At 70.1% G+C, this 17409-nt stretch carries 13 protein-coding genes; 5 read left to right on the plus strand and 8 right to left on the minus strand.

From position 1 onward, the window contains the following. From ABZ915_RS25420 to ABZ915_RS25450, 7 genes are all read right to left on the minus strand, one after another. A partial coding sequence (locus tag ABZ915_RS25420; protein WP_361807450.1) for an ABC transporter permease occupies positions 1 to 1032 on the minus strand: 1032 nt, incomplete at its 3' end. After that, positions 1032 to 2036 (minus strand): substrate-binding domain-containing protein, encoded by a 1005-nt coding sequence (locus ABZ915_RS25425; protein WP_361807452.1) that lies wholly within the window; start codon positions 2034 to 2036, stop codon positions 1032 to 1034. The genes ABZ915_RS25420 and ABZ915_RS25425, both read right to left, overlap by 1 nt. A 373-nt stretch (positions 2037 to 2409) precedes the next feature. Further along, positions 2410 to 3450, minus strand: coding sequence for a Gfo/Idh/MocA family oxidoreductase (locus ABZ915_RS25430; protein ID WP_361807455.1), 1041 nt, complete (start codon positions 3448 to 3450; stop codon positions 2410 to 2412). Positions 3451 to 3633: 183 nt separating this feature from the next. Then, positions 3634 to 4200: a hypothetical protein gene (locus ABZ915_RS25435; RefSeq protein ID WP_361807458.1), complete on the minus strand. Its 567-nt coding sequence runs from the start codon at positions 4198 to 4200 to the stop codon at positions 3634 to 3636. Positions 4201 to 4311: 111 nt separating this feature from the next. After that, the gene (locus ABZ915_RS25440; protein WP_361807461.1) at positions 4312 to 5001 is read right to left on the minus strand and encodes a hypothetical protein; all 690 of its coding nucleotides are present in this window, start codon (positions 4999 to 5001) and stop codon (positions 4312 to 4314) included. Then, complete coding sequence (locus ABZ915_RS25445) at positions 4998 to 5360, minus strand: hypothetical protein (protein WP_361807464.1); 363 nt, start codon at positions 5358 to 5360, stop codon at positions 4998 to 5000. Before ABZ915_RS25445 ends, ABZ915_RS25440 begins: the two co-directional genes overlap by 4 nt. A 21-nt stretch (positions 5361 to 5381) precedes the next feature. Then, positions 5382 to 7745 (minus strand): glycoside hydrolase domain-containing protein, encoded by a 2364-nt coding sequence (locus ABZ915_RS25450; RefSeq protein WP_361807467.1) that lies wholly within the window; start codon positions 7743 to 7745, stop codon positions 5382 to 5384. Between the two features lie 419 nt (positions 7746 to 8164). On the opposite strand from ABZ915_RS25450, the gene ABZ915_RS25455 reads away from it, so the two are divergent. The 3 genes from ABZ915_RS25455 (at position 8165) to ABZ915_RS25465 (ending at position 12495) form a co-directional block, all read left to right on the plus strand. After that, entirely contained in the window at positions 8165 to 8929 is a 765-nt protein-coding gene (locus tag ABZ915_RS25455; RefSeq protein ID WP_361807470.1) for an alpha/beta hydrolase, read from the plus strand. Between the two features lie 191 nt (positions 8930 to 9120). Further along, a complete protein-coding gene (locus ABZ915_RS25460; RefSeq protein ID WP_361807473.1) occupies positions 9121 to 10977 on the plus strand; it encodes a DUF2207 domain-containing protein in 1857 nt (618 codons plus the stop codon). A 162-nt stretch (positions 10978 to 11139) separates the two neighbouring features. Next, positions 11140 to 12495, plus strand: a complete 1356-nt coding sequence (locus ABZ915_RS25465) for a restriction endonuclease (RefSeq protein ID WP_361807476.1) — start codon at positions 11140 to 11142, stop codon at positions 12493 to 12495. 86 nt (positions 12496 to 12581) lie between these two features. Here the strand turns inward: ABZ915_RS25465 and ABZ915_RS25470 are convergent, their stop codons facing one another. Next, complete coding sequence (locus ABZ915_RS25470) at positions 12582 to 13637, minus strand: alpha/beta hydrolase (RefSeq protein WP_361807479.1); 1056 nt, start codon at positions 13635 to 13637, stop codon at positions 12582 to 12584. A 227-nt stretch (positions 13638 to 13864) separates the two neighbouring features. Here ABZ915_RS25470 and ABZ915_RS25475 point away from each other — a divergent pair, with 227 nt between their 5' ends. Together ABZ915_RS25475 and ABZ915_RS25480 are read left to right on the plus strand one after the other, a co-directional pair. Then, positions 13865 to 14692 (plus strand): FAD binding domain-containing protein, encoded by an 828-nt coding sequence (locus ABZ915_RS25475; protein WP_361807482.1) that lies wholly within the window; start codon positions 13865 to 13867, stop codon positions 14690 to 14692. After that, on the plus strand, positions 14689 to 17406 hold the full coding sequence (locus tag ABZ915_RS25480) for a molybdopterin-dependent oxidoreductase (RefSeq protein ID WP_361807484.1): 2718 nt from the start codon (positions 14689 to 14691) through the stop codon (positions 17404 to 17406). Before ABZ915_RS25475 ends, ABZ915_RS25480 begins: the two co-directional genes overlap by 4 nt. Positions 17407 to 17409 lie beyond the last annotated feature (3 nt).

Consider the following 17409-nt stretch of genomic DNA (forward strand, 5'->3'; position numbering starts at 1 on the left):
GGCGCCGAGCAGCATCACGCCGAGGAACGCCTTGAACCAGTCGGGGTTCCAGCCGGCGTAGACGATGCCCTGGCTGACCATGCCGAACATGAAGGCACCGAAGACCGGCCCGATCGCCGAGCCGTAGCCACCGGTGAGCAGGCAGCCGCCGATCACCGCCGCCGCGATGTAGAGCAGCTCCTGGCCCACGCCCTCACCGGACTGCACCGTGTTGAAGGAGAACAACTGGTGCATGCCCACGAACCAGGCGCCGAAGCCGACCAGCATGAACAGCGAGATCTTCGTGAACGTCACCGGGACGCCGACGGCTCGCGCGCTGTCCTTGTTGCCGCCGACCGCGAAGATCCAGTTGCCGTACTTGGTGCGCAGCAGCACCCAGGTGGCCAGCGCCGCGAAGACCAGCCACCACACCACGGTGATCTTCACCTGGACGCCGCCCACGTCGAAGCTCGACGAGAAGACCGCCCTGGCCTGGTTGAAGCCGTCCATGTCGCTGATGTCGTCGGTGGCGACGTTGCCGGTGATCAGCTTGGTGACCGCGAGGTTGATGCCCTGGAGACCGAGGAAGGACCCGAGGGTGATCAGGAAGCTGGGCAGCCCGGTTCTGACCAGCATCCAGCCGTTGAACGCACCGATCCCGAGCGACACCAGGAGCGCGACGGCCACGCCGACCCAGACGTTCATCGTCAGCTGGAAGCTGACCATGCTCGCGGTCAGCGCCGAGGTGATCACGGCGACACCGGCCGACAGGTCGAACTCGCCGCCGATCATCAGCAGGGCCACCGGCAGCGCCATGATCCCGATGGTCGACGACTGGTAGAGGATGGTCGCCATCGAGCTGCCCTGGCGGACGGTCGGCGCCATGACGAAGAAGAAGACGAACACGGCGACGGCGCCGAGGAGGACACCGACCTCCGGGCGGGCCAGCAGCCGGAGCACCAGGGGGCGCTCCTGGGTACGGCCGTCGGCGTGCCGCGGGCCGGGGACCGGCGGTGTGGCCACCGCCGGCTGGGCCTGTTGGGTCATGCTCATCACCGGGTTCCGTTCGCGGCGAACTTGGCGATCTGGTCGACGTTGGTCTTGTCGATGAAGGCGGGGCCGGTGAGGACGGGGGCGGTGCTGCCGCCGCTGAAGTTGCCGTTGTTCTTGTAGAGCCAGAGGGAGTCGACGGCGAGGTAGCCCTGGAGGTAGGGCTGCTGGTCGACGGCGAACTCGACCTTGCCGGCCTGGACGGCGTTGACGAGGTCCTTGTTGAGGTCGAAGGTGGCGACCTTGGCCTTGCTGCCGGCGTCGCCGAGGGACTGTACGGCGGTCAGGGCGAAGGGGGCGCCGAGGGTGACGACCTGGTCGATGGAGTGGTCCTTTTGGAGTTTGGCGGTGATGGTGGACTTCACGGACGGCATGTCGGTGCCGTTGACGTAGAGGTTCTCGGTCTGTCCCTTGAAGCCCTTCTTCAGGCCGGCGCAGCGGGCTTCGAGGGCGACCTGGCCCTGTTCCTGGATGACGCACAGGGCGTGCTTGGCGCCGAGCTGGCTGAGGCGCTTGCCGAAGGCCTGGCCGGCGATGTTCTCGTCCTGGCCGAAGTATTCGAGCATGCCGAGCTGCTTCCAGTTGTCCAGACCGGAGTTGAAGCCGACGACGGGGATGCCGGCCGCCTTGGCCTTGGCGGTCACGGCCTTCATGGCGTCGGGCTTGGCGGCGGTCAGGGCGATGCCGTCGACCTTCTGGTCGATGGCGTTCTGGACCAGGCTGGCCTGGTTGCCGGCGTTGGGGTCGGCGGAGTAGACGAGTTTGATGTTGTCCTTGGCGGCGGCGGCCTGGGCGCCCTTGCGGATCAGGTCCCAGAAGGTGTCGCCGGGTGCGGCGTGCGTGACCATCGCCACCGTCATCCGGGGCGTGGAGGCCTTGCCCGCGGAGGCCGCCCCGCCGCCTTCCTCGGCCTTCTTCCCGCCGGAACTGCTGGAACAGCCCGCGGCGAACAGGGCGCTGGCGAGAACCGTGGCGGTCAGAGCGGCGGCTCGGTGGTGTCTGCGCATGTCCCTTGCACCTCACTGTGCTGGTCAGGGTGGGAATAGGGAATGGGGAGAGGGGCCTTGACGAGGGTTCCTCGCCCGGCCTGGCGAGGCGGGGCGAACGGTTCGGGAGTGCCGTCGTGCGGCCGGAGAAGTTGGCTGCGGCGGTCGAGGGTGGGTGCCGCGTGCAGATCACTAGAGCGCATCACTAGCGCGCGCTAGGTGCACGTACTATGAAACGGCCCACCAGTGATGTCAATAGGTTTGTCAGGACGTCTCAACAAAGCGCGACATGGGCGATGCCCCGGCCGATGCCCCGGCCGATGTCCAGGCCGATGTCCAGGCCGATGTCCACGCGTGGATGGGTACGGCCGGGGCGCTGGGACGGGAAAGGCCCTCAGGCGGTGGTGGCGGTGGTGCCTTCGGTGCCCCTGTAGAAGGCGGGGCGGGGCTTCATGTCGACGGTGACGACGGTTCCGTCGGTTTCCAGGGAGCGGACGGCGGCGTCGGTGATGACGGTGGCGGCGTAACCGTCCCAGGCGGAGGGGCCGGTGGGCTCGGCGCCTGCCGCGATCGTGTGGATCCACTCGCGGAACTCGGTGTCGAAGGCCTCGGCGAAGCGGGCCTTCCAGTCCTGGAGGACGGCGGTACCGTGCCGGCCGGCGGTGCGGACGCCGACGGCGGCGGGGTCGGGGAGGCGGACGAGGCCGTCCTCGCCTACGGCCTCGCACTGGATGTCGTAGCCGTACTGGCAGTTGACGAAGACCTCGAGGTCGATGCGGACGCCGCGGGCGGTGTCGAAGTACATGATCTGCGGGTCCTTGAGGTGCGCGAACCGCTTGCCGGTGGCGCGGGGGGTGATGACCTGCGCGGAGGTGATCTCGTCGTCGAGGAGCCAGCGCAGGACGTCGATCTCGTGGACGGCGGTGTCCTGGGCGGCCATGGCGGAGGTGTAGGCGTCGGGGACGGTGGGGTTGCGGTGGGCGCAGTGCACGATCAGCGGGGTGCCGATGCCGCCGGTGGTGATGACCTCCTTCATCTGGCGGTAGCCGGGGTCGAAGCGGCGCATGAAGCCGACCTGGACGAGGCGGCGGCCGTGGGCGCGTTCGGCCTCGACGATGCGCAGGCAGTCCTCGGCGGTGGTGGCGAGGGGTTTCTCGCAGAACACCGGCTTGCCGGCCGCGATGGCGTTCAGGACGTGTTCGGCGTGGGTGGGACCCCAGGAGGTGACGAGGACGGCGTCGACGTCGGGGGAGGCGACGAGGTCGGCTCCGGTGGGTGGGGCGGTGGCGCCGATGCGGGTGGCGACCTCGGTGGCGCGGGTGGTGTCGATGTCGGTCACGGCGGTGACGGTGGCGCCGGTGACGACCTCGGTGAGGCGCCGGATGTGGTCCTGGCCGATCATTCCGGCGCCGATGACACCTACACGTACGGTCATGGTCGATTCCTTGAGGGGGAGTGGGTCAGGACTTCTGCCGCGCTCTACTAGTGCGCTCTAGTTCGAGTACGATGACCCCTGTCCAAATGTCATGTCAATAGCTGTCCTGCAATCGGATTCAGTGGGCGGAAAAGAAGCGGGCGGCTGGGCGCCTTCGGCGTCGCCCAGCCGCCCGCGTGTGCCTCAGTCGCAGCTGCCCACCGTACGGAGGGCGTCGACGAGGACCTTGCCGTTGCTGTCCTCCATGTAGGCGTACGCGGTGCCGCAGTACCCGCGGTTCTGGTAGACCGGGCCGGCGTACTCGCCGTAGGCGCCGAAGTCCTCCTTGGGCGCGTCCGCCGTGTAGTTGGACTTCAGCCGCACGCCCATGTACCGGGTGTAGCCGGAGTCGTTGAAGAACAGGGAACAGATCGGCTTGTCGTAGTAGCCGGAGCCGGTCGTCTTGCCGTTGGTCCAGGTGTACAGGGTGCCGTACCGGGGGCTGGCACCCGGGAGCTGCCAGGCGCCGGTGGAGATGGTGTAGCCGGATCCGCAGGCGTTGGACGCGGCGACGGCGGCCTGCGGATCGGCCTCGATGTTCGCCTTCGTCTCCGCCGAGGCCCTCTGGTCCACGGCGATGCCGCTGATGGTGACCGTCCGCATCCGGTTGCCCGTCGCGGCGGCGTTGTCCGCGGCGGTCGCGGCCGGCGAGGCCGTGATCACGCCGAGCAGAGCGGTGGCGGCGACACCCAGACGTATAGCGGTCTTCATGACTCTCCCCTTCGAAACGGGCGCGCCGTGCCGATCACGGAACGCGCCGAAGTCGTACACGCGCCGGGCGTTTCGCCCGGGTTCCTGATCCGATCGCCCGAGCCGGCCGCGTCAGGCGGTGGCCCGCTGGCGGTCGGCGAGCCGCTTGGCCGCGGTGTGCCGGCCCTTCCCGAAGATGTCCTGGGGGGTGCCCGCGCCCTGCCCCGGCTTGTCGTCCCAGCCGTTGATCTTCCGGGCCACCTTCTTCAGGGCGCCGCTGCCGGGCCCGACATCGATCTGGAAGTGCCCCTGCTTGGGCGTCTTCCTGTCGTCGCCGCCCCAGCGCACCGTGCCCTCGCACTCGGTCAGGATGTCGCGGATCACCGCGACCTCCTGGGGGAAGAGGCAGCCGGTGGCTCCCGCCGGGTACATCTCGGGCCGGATCGAGATCGCGGTGGCGGACAGGTAGTTCGACTCGTAGTCCGCGGCGATCGCGGTCCGCGTGGTGTGGCCGTGGACCTCGCCCTTGCCGAGCGAGTCGATCTCGTAGTGGAAGCGCCGGACCACGTACAGCAGCACCGTGGCGACATCGCCGTCGAGTGCGGTCAGTGTCGCGGGGCTGCCCTCGATGCGGTGCTCGCCGGCGGAGGAGACGACCGGCCAGCCGTTGGCGCTCTTCCGTCCGGTCCAGTGCCGGGCGCCGGACGCGGGCGCGGCGCTCGCGGCCGGGATGTCGGCGCCCCACAGGGCGAGTCCGCCCGCGAGGCCGAGGCCGGTGCCCAGGACGGTACGGCGGGTGGGGCTGACGGTGGGTTCGGTCATGATCGGTTCTCCTGGGGGTGTGATGGTCGCCGAGGGTTCGCGCGGAGCGGCACGGCACGCCGGCGCCGGACGGACGCGGCCACGGCCGCGCCCGCGCAGAGCAACGTCACACCCAGGAGGAGAACGACGGACGGATTGACGAAGAAAGGCACCATGTCGTACGACGCGTTGCATTTCTGCGTCAGCGGAAAGAACTGCTCTTTCGCAAGGGCGTACTTCGAGTCGTATCGCTGGTGGAGGACCACGGTGCATTCCTCCTGCTTGTCCAGCGAGAACATCCGCGACGCGCCGTATCCGTACATCAGCACCATGGAGAGGAACGAAATGCCTGCTGCGACGGCCCAGTTCCGGGGCTTCATACCGTTCTCCGCACTGGCCCGCTACAGGCTCTTCAGTCCGTTCTTGGCCAAGTAGGCGCGCATGATGGCGTTCTCGTTGCCCACGATACGCTGGAGCATGTCGGCGTATCCGCTGAGGAACGGGTTGAGTTTGTCGTCGGGCATGTAGCCGGGAAGCATGGTGGCCACGCCCGCGAGCTTGCGGATGGCCGCCGTGCGGATGGCGTCCAGGACGTCGTCGTCGCCGACGTCGATGAGCATGGTGCGCGCGGTGTCCGTCGCGTTCGCCACGCTGCCGCCGTGCCGCTTGGCGAAGTAGTCCTTGAAGCGCCTGAGATGGCCTGTCCCGCCGATGAGATCGCGGATCACCGTGTTGATCTGCCCGCCGTCCCGCACCGCCATGCCGACGAGGTAGCCGTCGACGTCCTCGATCAGGTCGTTGAAGGAGAAGGTCGATTCCACGTTGATCTTCGCGAGACGGTCGGTGCAGAACTGGTAGCCGGACGCGTACTCGTCGGCGTTGTTGCGCCACTCCGCGTAGAACGTGGTCAGGTCGCCGCCCCAGCCCGCGAAGTCCCCGCGGTTGGCGCCGGTACCCGATCCCGAACCCTTGAGGTAGAAGCCGTTGGCGGTCGCCCCGAAGTGGTCCACCCCGTAACTGGTGCCGTACGAGGGGTCCTTGAAGGTGGTCACCCGCTTCGGGCCGTTCGCCGCCGCGTAGTCGATCCAGTCCCGGTCGACATCGCCGATGAGGGTCTGCCAGCCCGAGTAGAAATCGACGTAGGTGGGATAGCGCAGGTACTCCATGACCCGCAGGCTCGGATTGCCCTTGTTGTACCGGACCGCGCAGGCGTACAGGTCGTCGATGTACTGGAGGTAGGCGTCCGTGGGGGATTCGGAGCTCCCGACGCCGTCGGCGCCCACCGCCGGGTCGCTCTTCGGGCGGTACACGTCGTTGTCGAGCGGGAAACTGTCGCCGCCCGCCGCGAACGTGAACTCCTTGATCTGGGTGAAGGACCAGTTGCTCGGCATGGGGAAACCGAGGTTTCCGGAGAATCCCCAGGACATGCCCGAGACGAAGGAGAAGCGGGCGTACGCCTCGTCGGTGACCCGGGAGCACACGTTGCGCGATCCGTACACGCCGGCGATGTAGCGTTTGCCCTTGCTGGCCAGGCCGGACTGCACGCCGTTGAAATAGCGGATGATGTTGCTGGTTATCTCGGGGTCGGTGGCGTCGTAGTCGACGGCGAAGTAGATCACCGTGCCCTTGTTGAAGCCGAGCGCGGCGGCCTTCTCGTGGGCGAGAAGGGCGTGCTGGAAGCCCGGCGTGTAGTCGAAGTCGGCGAGCGCCCTGGCGCCGTACTGCCAGATCGGGAAGACCCTGAGGCCGCCGGAGAATATGGCGTCCAGTTCGCCGGGCGCGATGGGCTTCTCCGTGTTGTACTGCGGCTCCTCGGCCAGGTAACGGCCGATGTAGCGGTATCCGGCGTCGTAGAGGCTCTTCGACCGGGCCGCCGTGATGCGCCTGCTGGTGTCGCAGGCGGTGGCCTTGCGGTCCGGGTCGCCGGTCGACACCAGCAGCTGCGCCCAGGTCTGGTAGTCACCCATGTCGCTCTGGGGCAGCGCGGAGAACGCCTGGAAGGCGTGCACGTAACTCGTCAGCCCGGAGTCGAAGGTGCTCGTGAAGGACGCGGTGGCACTGCCGACCGCACCGTTGAAGACGCAGGCCGCGCTGAAGAGCTGCACGAAGACGCCGCTGGACCCCTGGGAGACGGGGTGGTCGCGCAGGCCCTGCTGGGTGGAGGGGCCGAAGTTGCCGGTGGCCGAGTCCTCCGGGATGCCGAACTCGTACTGGAGGGCCTTCATCAGACCCGTCTGCACATCGCGGGTGTAGTGGCCGTCGGCCGGCATGACGAAGAACGTCGACTTGTTGATGTAGCGGCCGTTCAGCCACCGCTGGATCGACCGGACCTCCTCGGTGCCGCCGGCGAGCAGGATGTAGGCGTCCATGGTCAGCAGGGCCTTGAACACCTTGGGCTGGATCGACCCGTTGTACCCGCTGAGGCCGGCGTCGTTCATCAGCCCGGCGATCGAGACGCCCAGCGTGGAGTCGAAGTCACCGTCGATGCCGCCACCGTCGTAGCCCTTGCAGTAGCAGGCGGACTGGGCGATCTTGATGATGTTCTTGTTGGTCTCGTTGGCGGGTACGCCGCCGCGCGCGGCCAGCGCGGACAGGGTCCCGGGGCCGAAGCTGTTCGACAGCGTCGTGATCCCCAGTTCGTGTTGCAGCGCCCGGGTCAGCGAGTACATGGTCAGCCAGCCGGTCTTCCCGTCCTCGGGAGCCTGGGTGTATCCGGCTACGCCGCTGTACGTCGCGTTGACCCATTTCTGGGCCTCAAGCACCATGGCGTCCAATGGGAGTTCCTTCTCTTCAGGGTTGCCCGGACACCGCTGACCGCCCGTCGGCGGCAGGGCTGGACGGCGGGAGATTGTGTGGGCCCTGTGATCAACACGGAGGAAGGTACGGGCAGCCGCGTTCCGGCGAGAAGGGTGTAGACCACTTGTGTGTGATCATCGGCTGATTCTCGTTGGACGGTGGCCGAAAGACGGACCCGGTCCCTCCGGCGCCGCGACGCGGGAAAACGAGTGGGCGGGCCGATGACCGGGCTGGTAGCTTCCGGTCGACCGTGATCCCGTCCGAGGAGGTGAGACCCATGAACGCGGTATCCGTATGGGTGCTCCCCCTCGTCGTCACGGTCGGGCGATCGACGTAGCTGTCGCCGGGAGCGCCCCGACAACAGGGCACTCCCGAAAGGCAACACCCCATGCATTCTTTGCAGTTCACCGCGGAGACGACGTCGAACGGCGTCATCGAGCGCGACTTCACCGTGGGCGACATCCCCGGCCTGCTCTGGTCGCCCGCGTCCGGCGCCGACCGCGCGCCCCTGGTACTGATGGGCCACGGCGGCGGCACGCACAAGAGGTGGCCGGCGATGACCGGCCGTGCGCACCTCCTCGTGACCGGCTGCGGCTTCCATGTCGCCTGCATCGACGCGCCCGGTCACGGCGACCGGCCGCGCACCGAGCACGACGAGCAGGAGATCGCCGCACTGTTCGAGGCGAGGGAGGCGGGCGAGCCGGAAGGCCCGATCGTCGTCCGCTACAACGCCCACCTGGCGGAGCGCGCCGTACCCGAGTGGCAGGCGACCCTGGACGCCCTCCAGCAACTTCCGGAGATCGGCGCCGACGGGCCGGTCGGCTACTTCGGCCTGAACATGGGCACCGCGACAGGGGTGCCGTTCGTGGCGGCCGATCCCAGGATCACCGCCGCGGTCTTCGGCCTCCACTGGCCCGACGCGCTGGCCGAGCCGGCGAAGCGGATCACCGTCCCGATCGCCTTCATGCTCCAGTGGGACGACGAGCACATCCCGCGCGAGTCGGGTCTGGCGCTGTTCGACGCCTTCGCCTCGAAGGAGAAGACACTCCACGCCAACGCCGGCAGGCACAAGGAACTGCCCAGGTTCGAGGCCGACAGCGCGGTCCGCTTCTTCGCCCGCCACTTGGGCCGCGCCGTGACGTCACCGGCCTGACATGACCGGTGTCGGCGCCCGCCCTGCCGGCCGGGCGCCGACACCGCGGCCCGTTCTTCCGGGAACGCGTGGCGGACCGACCGGAACTGCCCCGCTGCCTCGGGCTTCCCTGACAGCCGAGGGCGGGTTACGGTCTCGCGACGCGTAGATGATCAGGCCTTCGGTCCGGTCGGGGGAAAGCGGGGGGCGGCGTGAGCGGAGGCAGAGGTGACACGGCGGCGGACGTGGCGCGGCGGCGGCGAAGAGGACTGACCCTGGTGGTCGTGCTCGTCGCGGTGCTGGTGCTGGGCGGCGTCGCGGCGTTGAGCGCGGCGTTGAGCGCGTCGGCGGCGAGCCCCGAGCACGTGGCCCGACTGTGGACCGGGGCGGAACTCGCCGCGGACGGCCGCGCCCGGATCACCGAGGTGGTCGACTACGACTTCGGGGACAAGAGCCGGCACGGCATCTTCCGGGACGTCCCCGGCCTTTCCGCCGAGGCCGAGGTGAGCGTCACGACGGGCGGGAAACGGGTCCCGTACGAGGTCGAGCCGGACATGGGCGACCACGGCGAGACCCGTATCCGGATCGGCGACGCCGACCGCACCGTCACCGGCCGGCACCGCTACCGCATCCAGTACGAGCTGGACGGCGTCGCACCCGGCGGGAAGCTCGCGTGGAACGCGGTCGGCACCGGGTGGCAGGTCCCGCTCGACCGCGTCGAGATCCACGTGACCGGCCCCTTCGTCTTCGGTGACATCCACTGCGCCGGCGGCGCGCGCGGCTCCCAGGACCCCTGCCGGGCCGGCCGGCCCGGGCCGGGACACCTCACGCTCGCCGTCGACAACCTCAAGGCGGGCCACGGCGCGACCCTGTACGCCACCTCCCAGGGCCGGCTCGCGACCGCGCCGCCGCTCCCGGCCGAGCCGTCCGGGCCGGTCGTCTCCGTCCACCGGCCCGGTCCGCTGCGGGTGGCGCTGCTCACGGCCGGCATCGCCCTCGCCGCCGCCCTGGTGACGGGACAGCTGGTACGACGGGCCGGGCGCGAGATGATCCACGCCGAAGCGCTGCCGGGCTCCGACGCGGGCCCGGCCGGCGTGGTACGCCGTATCGACATCACCCGGCTCCCCGCCCTGGCCACCGAGACCTCCTCACCGCCCGAGGAGCTGACTCCGGCCCTGGGCGGCGTCCTGCTCACCGGGGAGGCCCGGACCCGCCACAGGGTGGCCTGGCTGCTGAGCGCCGTGAACGACGGCTGCCTGGTCATGGACGACAACGAGTCGTTCCCCACCCTCACCCGCCCTTCGCGGGAGGAGGTCCCGCGCTCCGACCGCGCGGTCCGGGAGGCGCTGGACCAGATGTTCGCCGGCCGTGACTCGCTGGTACTCGGCGGCTCCTACGACAGGCGGTTCGCCGCGGCCTGGAGCAAGATCGGCGACCAGCTGATCGTGTGGCGCAACAGCAGCGATCTGTGGGACGCGAAAGCCCACACGCGATGGGACCGGGTCGGGCTGGCCGGACTGCTCACGACCCTGGCCGGCCTGGTCGCGGTGATCGTCGCCGCGATCGCCGCAGGTCGTCCGGCCGGCTTCTGGGCGGTGCTGCTTCCCGTCGCCGCCACCGTCGCGGGGGCGGGCGCCGGAATGTTCGCCCACACGGACGAAGTGCCGGTCCTCACCCCCCGGGGCACGGCGCTGTGGCTCCGGGTCGAGGGCTTCCGCCGCTACCTGGCCGGGGCCGGCGCCCAGCACGTGGAGGCGGCGGCCGACGCCGGCGTGATGGACCACTACACCGCCTGGGCGGTGGCTCTCGGCGTGGCCGACCGCTGGAGCCAGGCGGTGTCCGAATCGACCGCGCGCCCGTCCGCCCCGTCCGCGCGCCGCCCCGCACGGATGCCACTGGTCCGCCCGCTCGTGGCCCTCGCGATTCTCAACTCCGTCTCCTCCACCACCAGGCAGCCGGCCCCCAGCGGTTCCTCCGGCTCCACCTCGGGGTCGGGCTCGAACTCCGGCTCCGACAGCGGCTACTCGGTCGGCGACGGAGCCGGTGGAGGCGGCGGAGGCTCCTGGTGACGCGCCGGCCTCGCCGACAAGGCGGCAGCGCCACCACCCGGCCCATGAGTTCCTCGGCGAACGCGCCGGCGATTACTGTTCGTTCCTCTGCGTACAAGGGGGGCACATTGAGGGGGTTCGGTGGATCGCGGTAGATGTCCGGTGTGCGGGCGCAAGGCACCGGTGAGCGACGGGGTCATCGGCTACCACGGGCAGGGTGCCGGAGGCTGCCGTGGGCTCGGCCGGACGCCCGCGGACCAGCGGTCCGTGGAGGTGACCGGGACACCGGCGGCCGGTGACGACGACACCCCGGGCAGGGAGGTGCCGCGTTCACCGGGCGATGCCCGCGTCGGTCTGATCTCGGCGCTGCTCGCCTTCGGCGAGGTCATCGGGGTGCTCGTCCTGCTCGTGGGTATCTTCGTGTCGACCGCCGTGTGGGCGGTCGGAGCTGCCGTGTTCATCGTCAGCGGATCGATTCACTGGCTGCTCCGCAGGACCCCGGCCGGCCGGCGCAACACCGCCCGCGACGAACGTGATGCGGCCCGGTACGCCCGGATGAGGGCCCGCGCTGCCGCACGCGCCGAACAGGAACAGCAGGCCGCTGCCGCCGATGTCGCGGAGCGCCGCGCACGCGAAGCGGAGCAGGCGCTGCGACGCGCGGTGCGGGAACTGCTGGACGCTCTTCCGGCGCGGGGCACGCCGCAGGACGAGGCGATAGCCCACTGCCTGGCAACGACGGTCGAGGCGCGCAATCCACGCCTTCAGGCCGAGGCGGAGCGACTGGCCCGCCGGCACGTCGCCGTGGACGAACGCATCCTGTGTGTCGCGCGGTCCGCGACCGAGGGACTCAAGGAACGCCCCGCCCTGCTGATCCTCACCGACCGGGGAGCGGCCGTATCGGACAAGGGGGTCTCCTACCGGTTCGACCCCGGGCCCGAGGACGTGATCGACGCGCCTGAAGCGAGCTGGGGTGAGCTGAGGGCCGGGGAGTTGGTGTTCTCGTTCTCCCGGAATCCGCGCCTGCGGGTCGCTCTGGCGGCCCGTGAAGAGGCCGCCGCGGCCGCCCCGTCCACTGCCGCAGCCGCAGCCGTTCGCCCCGTCCAGCGGCTGATCCGCGACGCCCGGGACGCGGAACTCGCCGCCGTCGACTGGATGCGCTACCTGGGCTTCACCGATGCCGTGGCCACCCCCGTCGGCGCGGACGAAGGCATCGACGTCCTTGCCGAGCACGCCGTGGCTCAGGTGAAGAAGGAAGGAAGCCCCACCAGCCGTCCCACCGTCCAGCAGCTTCACGGCGTAGCGGCCGCCAAGCAGCGTTCCGCGCTGTTCTTCTCCATGGCCGGCTACACCCCGCCGGCCATCGCGTGGGCGTCTCAGCAGGGCATCGCGCTGTTCCAGTACGACCTCCAGGGAACACCACAACCCGTCAACCCGCCCGCCCTCCACCTGCTGGAAGCAGCCGACGAGCGGGCGAGCGGGACTGCGGACGCTGCGGCAGCCACCCCGGCGGACACCACCGGCAGCACCGCGGCGCCCTAGTACCGCGACGAGCACGAGGTCTTCCCCGGCTCGTGGTGCAGATGCCGACTGTTGGCGTCGGGGAGGGAAACGGGGCGGCGGCGCGGTCACCGAGATGCCGCGATCGATGCCGCGGTAAGGCTGTCCACGGCCGTCGCGACCGCCTCAGGGCTGGAGATCATCGTCAGGTGCCGGGCGCCCGGGATGAGCGTCGCGGGCGGTGCGCCGATACGCCGGGCGGTCTCCTGCGGCGTCTGCCGGCTGAACACGTCGTCCTGGGCACCGAACACCACCGACTTGGGCAGGCGCACCCCGGCGAGCCGGGCCACCCGGTCCGCCGGCAGCCCCGGCACCCCCGCGGCCAGCATGCTCCAGAGCGCGTTCTCCGCGCCCGGCACCCGGAGCGGGCGCCGCCACTGATCCAGACCGGCGGCGTCCAGGCGCGGACAGGCGGGCCCACACTGCGCGTCGTACACGCTGCGGATCACCGCGTCGATGCCGAGGCCGAGTCGCAGCAGGCTGGTGCGGTACGGGTCGATCAGCAGGTACTTGAGCGCCGGCGGCGGCCCGGCACCCGTGTCGAGGGCGTCGCCGTCGAGGAGCATCACGCCTGCCAGCCGGCCAGGGGCCCTGAGCGCCGCCTCGGTGACCACGGCGGCTCCGGCGGAGTGCCCCACCAGCAGCGGGCGCTCGCCCGGACCGCCTAGGTGCATGGCGCCCAGGAAACCCAGGAGCTGCCGGGCGAAATGGTCGACGGTGTACGGGCCGTGGCGCTCGCTGTAGCCGTCGCCCGTCAGGTCGAGCGCGTACACCCGGTGATCGCGGGCGAGCAGCGGGGCAAGACGCGACCAGGTGTCCACGGATTCGAAGGCGCCGTGCACCAGGACGACCGGTGGCCCTGCCGTACCCCAGGTCTGGTAGCGCGTGCGGATATCGGCGGCCTGCACGTACCTGAGCCCCCGCGGCGGCGCGGCGCGGCCGGCCGTGACGCCGTTGTAGACGAACGAGGCCGCCGTGACGACCACCAGTACGACGGCACAGCCCAGCGCGGCGCGCCGCAGCCACCGCCGCAGCCGGGAGGGCGCGGGGGACGCCGGAAGAGCGCCCCCGTTTCCTTCGCCGCCCTCGGGCTCGGCTCCGGATCGGCGGAGATCAACTGTCACAGCCCACAGCATCGCCCATGGCACACCCTCGGTCATCCTGCGGGGGGAGCCATCGTGGCTACTCCTGCGGTTGCAGGGGAGTGCCGATGTGCGTTCTCCCGGACGAGTATCGGTGTGACTGTCCGGGGCGGACCGGCCACTCTCGGCTGTCCTCGGACGGGTTCTCACCCGTCATACTGCGATAAGCTGTGACAAAAGTATCCCCGGCCCGCCGTAGGTCGGTTCTCATGGACCTCAACACCATCACCGAAGTAGTCCGGCGACCGTCCGAGCGGCCAGGCACGGACTGGCACGAGGGTGACGCCTGGCTCGCAGGCGGAACATGGCTCTATTCCACGGAGCAGCCGGACCTGCGACGGCTGATCGACCTGACGGCCTTGCGTTGGGAGCCCCTTGTTCCGACGGACGAGGGCCTGGAGATCAGCGCCACCTGCACCGTTCGCGACCTGTACGCCTTCCCGTGGCCGCAGCGGTGGACCGCCGGAATTCTCTTCCGGACGAGCTGTGAGGCATTCCTGTCCTCGTTCAAGGTCTGGAACGCGGCGACCGTCGGCGGAAACATCTGCATGTCCTTGCCCGCCGGCCCGATGATCACGCTGACGGTCGCGTTGGAGGCGCAGTACGAACTGTGGGCGCCCGATGGCTCCGTCCGCTTCGTCGACGCCCTCGATTTCGTCACGGGCGACCGCCGCAACATCCTCGCGCCCGGGGAGGTCCTCCGGCGCATCACCGTTCCGGAGCACGCGCTGCGCGGACGCACCGCACACCGTCGCTTCACGCTGACCCGGCTCGGCCGTTCGACGGTGTTCCTGGCCGGCACCCAACGGCTGGGAGCGAACGACCTGTTGCTCACCGTCACCGCCGGCACCACGCGGCCGGTCCGCATCGCCTTCGACGGCCTGCCCGATGCCCGGACCCTGCGGCAGAGCATCGACGACGTCCCGGCCGACGTCTGGTTCGCCGATCCCAACGGAACCCCTGACCACCGCCGGCATCTGACCCGGCACTTCGCCGAAGAGATCCGCCGCGAACTCACGGCTGGGGACCTGACATGAACTACACCGTGAACGGCAGGGAATTCGACCGGGAGCCGGCCCCCGGCCAGTGCCTGCGCACCTTCCTGCGCGACCTCGGCCACTTCGGCGTCAAGAAAGGGTGCGACGCCGGCGACTGCGGCGCCTGCACGGTGTGGCTGGACGGCACCCCGGTACACAGCTGCATCACCCCCGCCTTCCGCGCGGACGGCCGCGAGGTGACCACGATCGAGGGCCTCGGCCGGCCCGGCGCCCCGCATCCCATGCAGCGGCAGTTCGAGGACGCCCCGGGGTTCCAGTGCGGCTTCTGCACCGCAGGGATGATCATGACGTCGGCGACCTTCACCGAGGAGCAGAAGGCGGACCTGCCACGGGCGTTGAAGGGAAACCTCTGCCGCTGCACCGGATACCGGGCGATCGAGGACGCCGTGACGGGCGTCAGCGCGGTGGAGCCGGCGGCACCGGGCAAGGCCGTCGGGACGAGCGTCGGCGCACCCGCGGGGCACGACGTGGTGACGGGCCACGCCGAGTTCACCATGGACACGCGGATCGACGGCATGCTGCACCTCAAGGTGCTGCACTCACCCCACGCGCACGCCCGGATCCTCTCCATCGACAAGAGCGCCGCCCTCGCGGTGCCCGGTGTGCACCGGGTCTACACCTGGGAAGACGTGCCCCGCAGACGCTTCACCACGGCGATCCACACCGACCACCTCGTCGACCCGGACGACACGTACATCCTCGACGACACGGTCCGCTTCGCCGGCCAGCGCGTCGCCGCGGTCCTGGCCGACACGGTCGGGGCGGCCGAGGAGGGCTGCCGGAATCTCACGGTCGAGTACGACGTGCTGCCGGCGGTGTTCGACCCCGAGGCGGCGATGGCCGACGGCGCACCCCAACTGCACGGCTCGCACGATCCGTTCGTCCGCGACCCCGCCCACAACATCCTGCTCGAACTCCACTCGCACATCGGCGACGTCGACGCGGGATTCGCCGCGGCCGACGTGATCCACGAAGGCACCTACTTCTCACCGCGGGTCCAGCACGCGCACCTGGAGACCCACGGCTCGATCGCCTGGATGGCGGAGGACCGGCTGAACGTCCGCACCAGTTCCCAGTCACCGTCGATCGCCAAGGTCAAACTGGAGTACCTGTTCGCGCTGCGCCCGGACCAGGTGAGGGTGTTCTGCAAGCGCGTCGGCGGCGGATTCGGCGGCAAGCAGGAAGTGATCGCCGAGGACCTGGTCGCACTCGCCACCCTGGACACCGGACGGCCGGCCTGCCTCGAGTACACCCGTGAGGAGGAGTTCACCACGGCCTCGCCCCGGCATCCGATGACCCTGACGGTCAGGCTCGGCGCGAAGGCCGACGGAACGCTCACCGCCCTCCAGGTGCGCAACGTCTCGAACACCGGCGCCTACGGCAACCACGGCGGCGAGACGCTGTACGCGGGCGGCGCCGCCGTCATGATCTACCGCTGCCCGAACAAGAAGTACGACGCGTACTCCGTCTACACGAACACCGTGCCGAGCGGGGCGCTGCGCGGCTACGGGATGACGCAGCCGGCGTTCGCCGTGGAGTCGGCGATGGACGAACTGGCCCGCGCCCTGCACCTCGACCCGCTGGAACTGCGCCGGCGCAACATCGTCCGGCCGGGTGGGCCCCTGGTCGCCCTGCACGACGGCCCCGACGACGTGATCTTCACCGAGGACGGACTCGCCAAGTGCATCGACCTGGTGGGCGACGCCCTGGTCCGTACGGCTGGCCGGCCGCCTCCCGGCCCCGAGTGGCTCGTCGGAGCCGGTGTGGCGAGCTCCCTGCACGAGACCGCGCCCCCGACGGAACACCTCTCCGAGGCCTGGGTCACCCTGGGCGACGACCTCATCTACGAACTGGCCGTCGGAACCCCCGAGTTCGGGGAGGGAACCTCCACGGCCCATGTCCAGATCGCGGCCGACCAGCTGGGCACGACGCCCTCGCGGATCCGTCTGGTGCAGTCCGACACCGACCGCACGGGATTCGACACCGGTGCCTTCGCGAGCGCCGGCCTCTTCGTGGCGGGCAACGCGGTCCTGCGGGCGGCGGGCGCCGTGCGCGACCGCATCCTGGAATTCGCCGCGGCGCACACGGGCGTCCATGTCGTGATGTGCACGATGGACGACGACGGTGTCCGCTGCGGGGAGCGGCGGGTGTCGCTGGCCGAACTCGTCGCGCTGGCCCGGACACGTGGAATCCGCTTCACCGCCGCGCGCAAGGCGTACGGCTCGCCCCGGAGTGTCACCTCCAACACCCACGGCTTCCGGGTCGCCGTGCACCGCGTGACGGGAGAGACACGGATCTTGTACAGCGTGCATGCGGCGGACGTCGGGGTGATCATCAACCCGGCGCAGGTCCGGGGGCAGGTGGAGGGCGGAGTCGCCCAGGGGATCGGCTTCGCGCTGACCGAGAACCATCACGTCGACGACGGCGGTGTCATGGTCAACCCGAACCTCCGCAACTACCGCATCCCGACCTATGCCGACATCCCCCGCACCGAGGTCCTCCTGGTGGGCTCGGCGGATTCGGTGGGGCCCATGCGGGCGAAGGGGATGGCGGAGTGCTGCATCAACCCGGTGGCCCCCGCGCTCGCGAACGCGGTGCACGACGCCACGGGCGTCCGCTACCGGGCGCTGCCGCTGACTCCGGAACGCATTTACGGCCGACTCCCCGCGGAGCAGTCGGTGTCGACAGGTTGAGCC

Origin of the sequence: Streptomyces sp. NPDC046915 (assembly GCF_040644935.1) — a bacterium.
Classification (GTDB): domain Bacteria; phylum Actinomycetota; class Actinomycetes; order Streptomycetales; family Streptomycetaceae; genus Streptomyces.

Bases quoted from the DNA above. Each gene is read 5' to 3' on its own strand.
- ABZ915_RS25425 (WP_361807452.1), bottom strand. From the start codon at position 2,036: ATGCGCAGACACCACCGAGCCGCCGCTCTGACCGCCACGGTTCTCGCC.
- ABZ915_RS25430 (WP_361807455.1), bottom strand. From the start codon at position 3,450: ATGACCGTACGTGTAGGTGTCATCGGCGCCGGAATGATCGGCCAGGAC.
- ABZ915_RS25435 (WP_361807458.1), bottom strand. From the start codon at position 4,200: ATGAAGACCGCTATACGTCTGGGTGTCGCCGCCACCGCTCTGCTCGGC.
- ABZ915_RS25440 (WP_361807461.1), bottom strand. From the start codon at position 5,001: ATGACCGAACCCACCGTCAGCCCCACCCGCCGTACCGTCCTGGGCACC.
- ABZ915_RS25445 (WP_361807464.1), bottom strand. From the start codon at position 5,360: ATGAAGCCCCGGAACTGGGCCGTCGCAGCAGGCATTTCGTTCCTCTCC.
- ABZ915_RS25450 (WP_361807467.1), bottom strand. From the start codon at position 7,745: ATGGTGCTTGAGGCCCAGAAATGGGTCAACGCGACGTACAGCGGCGTA.
- ABZ915_RS25455 (WP_361807470.1), top strand. From the start codon at position 8,165: ATGCATTCTTTGCAGTTCACCGCGGAGACGACGTCGAACGGCGTCATC.
- ABZ915_RS25475 (WP_361807482.1), top strand. From the start codon at position 13,865: ATGGACCTCAACACCATCACCGAAGTAGTCCGGCGACCGTCCGAGCGG.
- ABZ915_RS25480 (WP_361807484.1), top strand. From the start codon at position 14,689: ATGAACTACACCGTGAACGGCAGGGAATTCGACCGGGAGCCGGCCCCC.